This window comes from Terriglobus sp. YAF25, from assembly GCF_052113305.1.
In the GTDB taxonomy this organism is placed as follows: Bacteria; Acidobacteriota; Terriglobia; order Terriglobales; family Acidobacteriaceae; genus Terriglobus.
Genome location: NZ_JBFRCY010000266.1, coordinates 1 through 8,884, shown reverse-complemented (window position 1 = coordinate 8,884; position 8,884 = coordinate 1). Strand labels below are relative to the sequence as shown.

At 57.8% G+C, this 8,884-nt stretch carries 6 protein-coding genes; 5 read left to right on the top strand and 1 reads right to left on the bottom strand.

What is annotated here, in order from left to right:
• On the bottom strand, positions 1-2,119 hold a 2,119-nt coding region (locus AB4043_RS12690; protein ID WP_442307197.1), incomplete at its 3' end, for an ABC transporter ATP-binding protein.
• Positions 2,120-2,209: 90 nt separating this feature from the next.
• On the opposite strand from AB4043_RS12690, the gene AB4043_RS12685 reads away from it, so the two are divergent.
• The 5 genes from AB4043_RS12685 to AB4043_RS12665 all read left to right on the top strand — a co-directional run.
• A complete protein-coding gene (locus tag AB4043_RS12685; protein ID WP_147648251.1) occupies positions 2,210-2,530 on the top strand; it encodes a PadR family transcriptional regulator in 321 nt (106 codons plus the stop codon).
• Positions 2,527-3,873: a hypothetical protein gene (locus tag AB4043_RS12680; RefSeq protein ID WP_442299754.1), complete on the top strand. Its 1,347-nt coding sequence runs from the start codon at positions 2,527-2,529 to the stop codon at positions 3,871-3,873. The genes AB4043_RS12685 and AB4043_RS12680 overlap by 4 nt, the downstream gene beginning before the upstream one ends.
• Before the next feature lie 128 nt (positions 3,874-4,001).
• Positions 4,002-6,569 (top strand): ABC transporter permease, encoded by a 2,568-nt coding sequence (locus tag AB4043_RS12675; protein ID WP_442299753.1) that lies wholly within the window; start codon positions 4,002-4,004, stop codon positions 6,567-6,569.
• A 289-nt stretch (positions 6,570-6,858) separates the two neighbouring features.
• The gene (locus AB4043_RS12670; RefSeq protein ID WP_442307196.1) at positions 6,859-7,164 is read left to right on the top strand and encodes a hypothetical protein; all 306 of its coding nucleotides are present in this window, start codon (positions 6,859-6,861) and stop codon (positions 7,162-7,164) included.
• Between the two features lie 228 nt (positions 7,165-7,392).
• The coding region (locus AB4043_RS12665; protein ID WP_442307195.1) for an AMP-dependent synthetase/ligase at positions 7,393-8,884 on the top strand (1,492 nt) is incomplete at its 3' end.

The following is an 8,884-nucleotide window of genomic DNA, read 5'->3' as shown; positions in this document are numbered from 1 at the left end:
GGATATACATATCGAGCAGGAGGAATGACAGCCAGATAAGGTTCATCTGCATCCAGCGCACCTCCCATTTCATAAGAAAAGGAAAGACCACCAGATAACGAACTGCGGCCAGAGGGCGTTCGTGCTGCGTCGTCTTCATCGCCTGCGTGAATGGAATAGCGCTGGCGTGGCGTCCGTAGAAGTCGGTCGCAAGGATGGCGACGGCCGTGCAGATCAGAACAGCCAGGAGAAACTGGGAGATGGAGATAGCGCCACAGGCTAAGAATGTTGCTGAGAGCACAGTCGAAACGAACAGGACCGCATAGACGGTCCAGTGCTTTTGGACATCGAGAACGAGAGATTTTTCCCGGCCGAGGATGGAGCGAAAGATCCAGCTCCCACGCTGATCGACGGGGGAAGCAAACGCCGCACGCAGAGCGAATGTGAGCCAGAAAGCGACGATGGCAATCGAGACGAGTGCTCCGTCGTAGCGGAACCCAATGCCGGACGGCTCGATTGTGATCATGCTGGCGAATGCTAGCGCGATGCCGATGCTCAGGAAGATAGCAATCATCGCTCTCGGACGGCGCGATCGCCATAGTGTCTGTCCGATAAACCGGAAGACGCCGCGCTGGATAGGGTTACGCACGATAAAAGGGACAATGATGTCCGTGATGGTGTTGAAGAGGCCTCTGCGCTGTGCTGTAGCAGCAGAGCCTTCCATGACGAGACGAACTTTACGGCGATAGGCGATTGGATATGTAACGCAGCTGATGGTGATCGTAATAAGGGTTGCTATGATGCCGCGCATCGCAAGTAGGTCGAAGGGCGGAGCAGCGCCGTACATGATGCGCTGATAGATGCCAAGGAACCAGAAAGGTGGAAACCACAGGGACCAGTGGGAGGAACTTGTAAGCAGAGCTTTCAGGGCGCCCACCACCAATGGAAAGGTTGACAGTAAGGCGAAGAGAATCAGCATTCCCAGTGTCTGCAGGACAGGCGTGATCTTTTGGAAGAGTCGTTCTGATAGGAACGTGAGAAGGATGCCCTGAAGAGAGAGCACCAGTGTGCAGGCAAAGACTCCGGCGAAAAGGACGGAGGCGAAATGCGCGAAAATGTGATGCACAATCTGCGGTTGACCGGCGGCAAGCGGGAAGAAGATGATCCCGAGTGCGTTGGTGGCAAGCAAGGTCGCGGCCAGGAAAATAGCAACAGCGAGGATACGGGAACTAAGGAGTTGCTGCGCCGGTAGAGGTAACGGCGCCAGGACAAAGACATCGATCGCATCGGGGAAGAGAACGTCCCAGCTATAGACGGCGATCGCCCCCATCACAAAGAGTGCGTAAGCAATGAAAAAGTAGTGATCACCAGCCTGTGGCCAATAGCCTCGTGTCGCAGATCCATGGGGTTGGTGATAGACAGGGAAGCTGATGAGTGAAGCGAGAAGTTGTGGCAATGCCATCGCCCATGCTGTTTGTAACGCACGGCTCATATCGCCATCGATCGAAAGCATCTCGTTCTGACAAAGGCGGGCGAGAAGGTGGCGGATGAGAATCTCCAGCCGGCCAGGCATACGTGCCGTGGGCGAGACCGGATCGTGGCGTAGATCGAGAACTGTGCTCTCAGGCATGGGCAATGGCCTCCGCGCGTCGAGGCCACTGAGGGGCTCGTCAAAGACAAGAAGTGACGGGTTATGCAGCAGGGCAGCGGAGAGCAGGATGCGCTGTTTCATCCCCTTGGAGTAGAGCGCAATCGGGCTGTGACGCCAGCTTTCGAGTCCCCAGAGACGCAGCAGCACATGAGCGCGGGCATCAATCAGGGATTCGGACATCCCGCGCAGGCGGCCGACAAGTTGCAGATACTCAAGACCGGTCAGGTGCGTGTAGACATGGGCCTCTTCGGGGACGTATCCCAGCGTGGCCCGGTATCGCTCCAACTGATGCCGAATATTTCCGCCCTGGAAGAACACGCCGCCTTCCGTAGGCTGTACCAGCCCGGTGATGATCTTTACGGTGGTGGACTTGCCAGAGCCGTTGGGGCCCAGATAACCGACCACCTCACCCGGGCGGATGGTGAAATTGATGGATTCAATCGCGGGAAGGCCCCGGTAGATCTTCGTCAGGTTTCTGACCTCAAGCATGTCGGTACCCCTATGTAGCAAACTGCATAACTTGTARGGGGAAGCCGCCCCACTTGTCAAGTAGATCGCTACATAGGTATGCTTTTGCGCATGGCTGAGACCGGAAAGCTTTCGCACACCGCCGCCCTGATTCTGCATGCGATTGCGGTCGGCTATCGTTATGGCTTCTCCATCATGGAGAGCACCGGGTTGCCGTCGGGTACCGTATATCCGGCGTTGCGGCGGCTCGAAGCGGAGGGGCTGATCCGATCACAGTGGGAAGCGGAAGCGATTGCCGAAAAAGAGCAGCGTCCGCCACGCAAGTATTACAAGACGACCGCGGCCGCGCGTCCTGTTTTGGAGGCTTCGCGCAGTCGGTATCCATTGCTGGCAGCACTCACCGCGCCGGCAGAGGAGAAGGAGCGCGTATGAATGTCTACCTGCGATTGCTTTCTCTGTTCCTGCCCGCCCAGCGGAGATACACGTGGCTGTCCGAATGGAATGCCGAGCTGTGGCATGTACGGAGTGAGTGCGGGTGGGTTTCGGCTCTCCATCTACTCCGCGGAGCCTTGGCCGACGTTCGGGAAATACGCACGCTGCCTGAAATGGAATCGCCGGCAGGGTGGTCCGTGACGCTGCCCTGGCTGCAATCCCGGATTTGGACGCAAACCTGGATTCAGCCTCTTGCTTTTCCGTTGGCGGCGTTCCTGGTCATGGCGTGTGCCGCTGTGTATGTTCCAGGTTCCCGGGATGTCTTGCTGAGCCGGAGTTATAACGCCCCATCATCCATTGTGCTGCTGAAGGATGCGGAGCATCCCGCAATCTCCTACGCGACGTACGCCGAATGGACGCGGCGGCGGCAGTCGCTCTTCGACGAGTTTGCGTTCTATGTGGTCCAGAAACGGTATGTCAACGGTGAGCACTTGCGTGTCGCGACCGCCTCATCCAACCTGATACGGATGCTAGGGCTGGGTCACTCTGCCGCGGGTGGAATGTATCTAAGTTATGCGGCTGCGAAACGGTTAGGGTATCCGTCACAGGTGCGTCTCGGTGCGAGCATGGTCCGCGTCCAGGGAATACTTCCACGCACGACGCTGCAGTTGTGGGACGATCCGGAGGCGATTGTTCTGGCAGATCGGCTTCCGGCGGGTATGCACGGGCGTGTGTTGGCCGCCGTGGCTCCTGGTGCACCCAATATCAATTTGGGTTTTGCCGTGACACAGAGCAGGCGGCCTCCTGTCCATATTGACGTTAAGCCGCTGGAAGAACGTGTTCTCATGCCTGGCAGAGCATTTCTGTTTGCGTGTGTGATCTTGCTATTCGCGTTGGCCGGAACGCGGCCTCTCGCTCGTGAAAATGCTTTGCGGATGCCAATGCGCCTGCGCTGGCGTCCGGCAATATTTGTAGGCGTACAGGTCCTTCTGTTGCTTGCCTCCGCCTATCTCGGTTCACTGGCGATCGCGATGAGCATGACTTTTTCGCGGCCGGAAGATGCAACTGCGTCACAGGCGTTTGCTGCCTTCCTGCTGTTACTGCCAACGATACGGCTGACACTGCGCAGCAACCGGCATCGCTGCCCATGCTGTTTGCGAAAGCTGGGACATCCGGCTCGAGTTGGGCAGCCTTCCGCCGCCTTCCTGAACTGGTATGGCACGGAACTGCTCTGCGCTCAAGGGCATGGCATGGCACATATACCGGATATGCCGACGACGTGGTTTTCAGAGCCACGCTGGATGCCGTTGGATTCGTCGTGGGCCGTTCTGTTTTCTCAGTGATATAGCACCGTTGAAATGCCTTCGTCATCAGCCGGCTTCTTTGTCTGGTTCAAGGGAACCGGAAGGCAATTCCTTCCGTATAGCCACTGCAAAGAGACTTTAGAGACTCCTAAGCGGTTTTGGAGGGGATGATGCTGGCAGACCTGCGGGACGCGTTTCGGCAGTTAAAGAAGGCACCGGCATTTGCGGTGACGGCCGTGGTGACCCTGGCCCTTGGAATCGGTGCGACCACCGCAATCTTCACCCTGGTGCACCAGGTCATGTTGAAGTCGCTGCCGGTTGCCAAGCCGGAAGAGCTCTGGAGGATCGGTGACAAGATCCGCTGCTGCAACTGGGGCGGATATACGCAGGGCAGCGATGGAGATTTCTCTCTCTTTTCCTGGGAGGCATACAAGAACTTTCGCGCGCATACGCCGGAGTTCAGTGATCTTGCGGCGCTGCAGGCCGGGAATGCCGCGCTCGGTGTGCGCAGAGCCGGCTCCCAGGCGCAGGCGGATACACGCAACGGAGAGTATGTCTCCGGGAACTTCTTCCGCACTCTCGGCGTGCAGCCATGGATCGGTCGCCTGATGACAGACGCGGATGACCAGGAGTCCGCATCGCCTGTGGCGGTGATGAGCTATCACGTCTGGCAGGAGAAGTACGGCTCCGATCCTTCTGTCGTCGGCGCAAATTATCAGATCAATGGACATTCCTTTACGGTGATCGGCGTGGCTCCGCCCGGATTTTATGGCGCCAAGCTCGCCGGCGGAGGCATGCCGGACTTCTGGCTTCCTTTGACGACTGAGATCATGATCGACGGCGCCACGTCGCGGTTGAAACGGCCCAATGGCAACTTCCTCGATCTGATCGGAAGAGTTCGCCACGGTGTCGATTCGAGGACGCTCGAAGCGAAGCTGCGCGTGGAGTTTCATGACTGGCTGGCAAGTCATGTACCCGATATGGAGCCTGGTGAAAAACAGCTTTGGCAGCAACAGACGCTGCACCTGATTCCTGGCGGGTCGGGAGTCGCTGCTATGCGGGATCAGTACAAGGCTGGGTTGAGGCTGCTGCTGATCGCGGCCGGGTGTGTCCTGCTGGTTGCTTGTGGGAACCTGGCAAATCTGATGCTGGCGCGCGGCCTGAAAGACAGAGCACAGACCTCTATCCGGACGGCCCTGGGAGCATCCCGGCGGCGCCTGGTACGCAGAGCGATGGTCGAGGCCGTTACTCTGGCTTTGATTGGAGGTATCTCTGGAGTCGCTGTAGCCTATGCCGGAACCAGGCTGATTCTGTATCTGGCTCTGGAGCGTGGAAACTCCAACAACTTCGTGCCCATCAGTGCGACCCCATCGATTCCGGCGCTGTTATTTACGCTGGGTATCTCTGTACTGACGGGAATCCTCTTCGGCATCGCACCTGCTTGGATGACCTCACACGCCAACCCTGTAGACGCATTGCGCGGAGCGAATCGTTCCGTGGGTGGAAGAAGCTCCTGGACGCAGAAGTCGCTCGTTATCGGCCAGGCGGCGATGTCCCTGGTGCTGCTTTCGACGGCGGCTCTGCTGGGCCGAAGCCTGCGAAATCTGGAGCACCAGAACTTCGGGTTCGAGACAGAGAACCGGTATATCGTGTGGATCAACCCGATGCTGGGCAACTATAAGCCAGACCAGTTGGAACCGATGTTCCGAAAGATCGACACCCGCCTGATGCAGATTCCAGGTGTGCACATGGTCGCGCCGGCTCTCTATGCTCCGATGACGGGCGATAGCTGGAATGATGGTATACGCATTCAGGGCAGGCCGGAGCCAGGAGCGAAGGAAGACACCGGAGCGGGCTGGTCTCGCGTGATGCCCGGCTTCTTTGAAACTGTCGGTGCACAGATGGTTCTCGGCCGCTCGATCGGTGAAGAAGATACCTCGACGACACGTAAGGTTGCCGTGATCAACGAAGCCTTCGCCAAACGATTCTTCAAGAATCAGAATCCCATCGGTCAGCACTTCGGCATCGACAAGATCAAATATGCGGGCACGCTTGAGATTGTCGGTGTTGTGCGCGATATGCGCTACATGACTTACGACTACAAAGATCCGGTACGTCCGATGTTCTGGGTGCCGGAGACGCAGACGGTGCAGTACGACGATACGGCGTTCATGGCCGGCGAGACCTGGTCTCACTATCTCTACAACATCGTGATCTGGGCTCCGGGAGCTCCTACTGGTATGGAAGAGCAGGTGAGGAAGGCGCTGGTCAGTATCGATCCCGACCTTGTGCTTTACGGTGTCGATCCGTACAAGAAGGTCGTAAGTGCCGACTTCCAACAAGAGAACATGATCGCGACCCTAACTACGCTCTTCGGCGTCCTCGGTCTTACGTTGGCGGCCGTGGGCCTGTATGGCGTGATGGCGTATATGGTGGAGCAGCGGACAAGCGAGATCGGCGTGCGGATGGCACTTGGCGCTAACCGCGGTGACGTGGTGCGCATGGTGCTGCACAATGCCTTCCTACAGATCGCAGTGGGACTAGCGCTCGGCATTCCAGCGGCCATTGGAGCAGGCAAGTTGATGACCGACCAGCTCTTCGGTGTAAAGCCCTGGGATCCGGTGATGATTACGGCAGCGGTTGTCCTGCTTGCGGTGGCAGCGCTGTTGGCATCACTGATCCCAGCACGCCGGGCAGCCAGCGTCGACCCGATGGTGGCTCTCAGAAGTGAATGAGGGCAAGAGCAGCCTGGGGTAGAGGAATTTCGTTGGACTGTATCCGGGGACGTGATACAGTCGCCATCGCAGTTCAAAATCTGATGTGGACGTACGTTCTACGTCCATTGACAGCAAACAGTCACGATGCTTCCGACGCTGAGGAGATATTCAGGATGCGAGTTCTGTTCACTGCTTTTTTCACGCTCATTTCTGCTGGTTGGATGGGCGGCCTACCCCACACTCAAGTCAACGCAGCAACGCAGCCGCAGGCCGCCCAGACAGGGTGGGCGTGGCCGGCAATTCCTGGATGCCTCTCGGATCCTTCCATCTCGACTCCGGGATCAACCGACTTCAGTTCACTCTGTCCACAGTTACAAGCAATGGAAAACTGCTCGATGCCGCGTCGATCCGGCAGAAGCTTGCACTTCCGAATGAGCCTTCCTGTCTCGCATATGCTGACAACGTGCGAAGCGGAATCATCGCATATATGGGAGTTGTCGCTCCGGCCTTCGACCAACCAGGCGGAGGCGTAGAGTTCTGGCTTCCTCCTGGAGCAGTCGTCGCGAAGAAGACAGCCGATCTCCCCGGAAGCCCTGGCTGTGGCACAAATTAGTTCAGCGAGACAAAGCGGGGCAAGGCTATGTCTTGCCCCGCTTTGCGTTTCTTAGAACTGATACTTGACCGACATCTCCAGAATGCGGCGGCTGTCCGGATCTCTGTGCTTCCGAAGCCCGTCCCTTGATTGGGGCGCAGGTGGCTTTCTGTTTCGTCGTCCTGTTACGAGCGGAGGAGGAACCTCCAGGACCGAGAGTATCGCGCCGGATTCCATATTTGCTGAAAATTGAGAGGATTCAGCCAGGATGACGAATTCCTGAAACCTGTCTTCGGTATCATTCTTTCGGCGATGATCCTCGACCTCCGTACCCTAAACGACCTCTTCCTCCGCGCCGCCTCCAAGGGCGACACCACGGTTGTTCTTACCCAGGCAGCCGATCACTCGTGGCGCCCCCTTACCTCCGCCCAGCTCTATGCCCGCGTACGCGCCTTTGCGAAGGCGCTGGAGTCGTGGGGTATCAAGAAGGGCGACCGCGTGGCTCTCATCAGTGAAAACCGATGGGAGTGGGCGGTGACGGACTTTGCCGCGCTCGCCATAGGAGCGGTCGGCGTTCCGTTGTTCCCGACGCTGACCGCCGAGCAGACCACCTATATGCTCAACGATTCCGGAGCGCGGATCGCAGTCGTCTCCACGAAGGATCAGTATGAGAAATTGGCGTCGATTCACGAGAAGACATCCGGCATTGAGTGGGTTATCGTAATGGACGCCGGGGAGTTTCCGGGCGCCGAAAGCTTTAGCAGCCTGCTGGCCGATGCGGACAAAGATCTGGCTCGTGATGCCGCTTTCGACGCCAAACTGGCCGAAGCAAAGCCTGAGGACCTGGCCACCATCGTCTACACCTCGGGTACRACGGGCGAGCCCAAAGGCGTGATGCTGACGCACAACAACATTGCGCAGAACATCAACTACACGGTCGAGTTTATTGATTTCAATCCGGCTGACTCCTGCATCAGCTTCCTCCCGCTCTCGCACATCACCGCCCGTATTCTCGATTACGAGATGTACGCCAATGGCTGCGTACTGGCCTATGTGTCTCGTCTGGACCGATTGCCACCTGCGATGCAGACGGTTAAACCGACGATCCTGGTGGCCGTGCCACGCGTCTTTGAGCGCATCCGGCACTCGGCAGAGACCAAGTCGCTGGCCTCTCCGGTGAAGGCGAAGATCTTTGCCTGGGCTATCGGCGAAGGGAAGAAGCATCGGGAGACAGTGCTGGCTGGGAAAACACCGGCAAGCCCTCTCTGGAAGCTCGCCAACAAGCTGGTTTTTTCGAAGATCAAGGAAGCCTTCGGCGGACGTGTACGCCTTTATATCTCAGGTGGCGCCCCGCTTGGCCTGGACAATGCCAACTGGTTTGCCGCAGCGAATATCAGGATTCTGGAGGGGTACGGCCTGACGGAGACATCTCCGGTGATTGGACTGAACCACCCCATCTACAACCGCGTTGGCTCTATCGGCAAGCCACTTACCAATATTGTCGTGCGATTCGCCGACGATGGTGAACTGGAAGTGAAGGGGCCGTCGGTCTTCCAGGGCTACTGGAATAAGCCGGAGGCAACCAAAGAGGTCTTTACCGAGGACGGCTTCTTCAAGACTGGGGATATCGGCCACAGCGATGATGACGGGTTCATCTTTATCACCGATCGCAAGAAGGAGCTGATCAAGCTGTCGGCCGGAAAGTTCATTGCCCCGTCGTTTGTTGAGGGCAAGCTGAAGG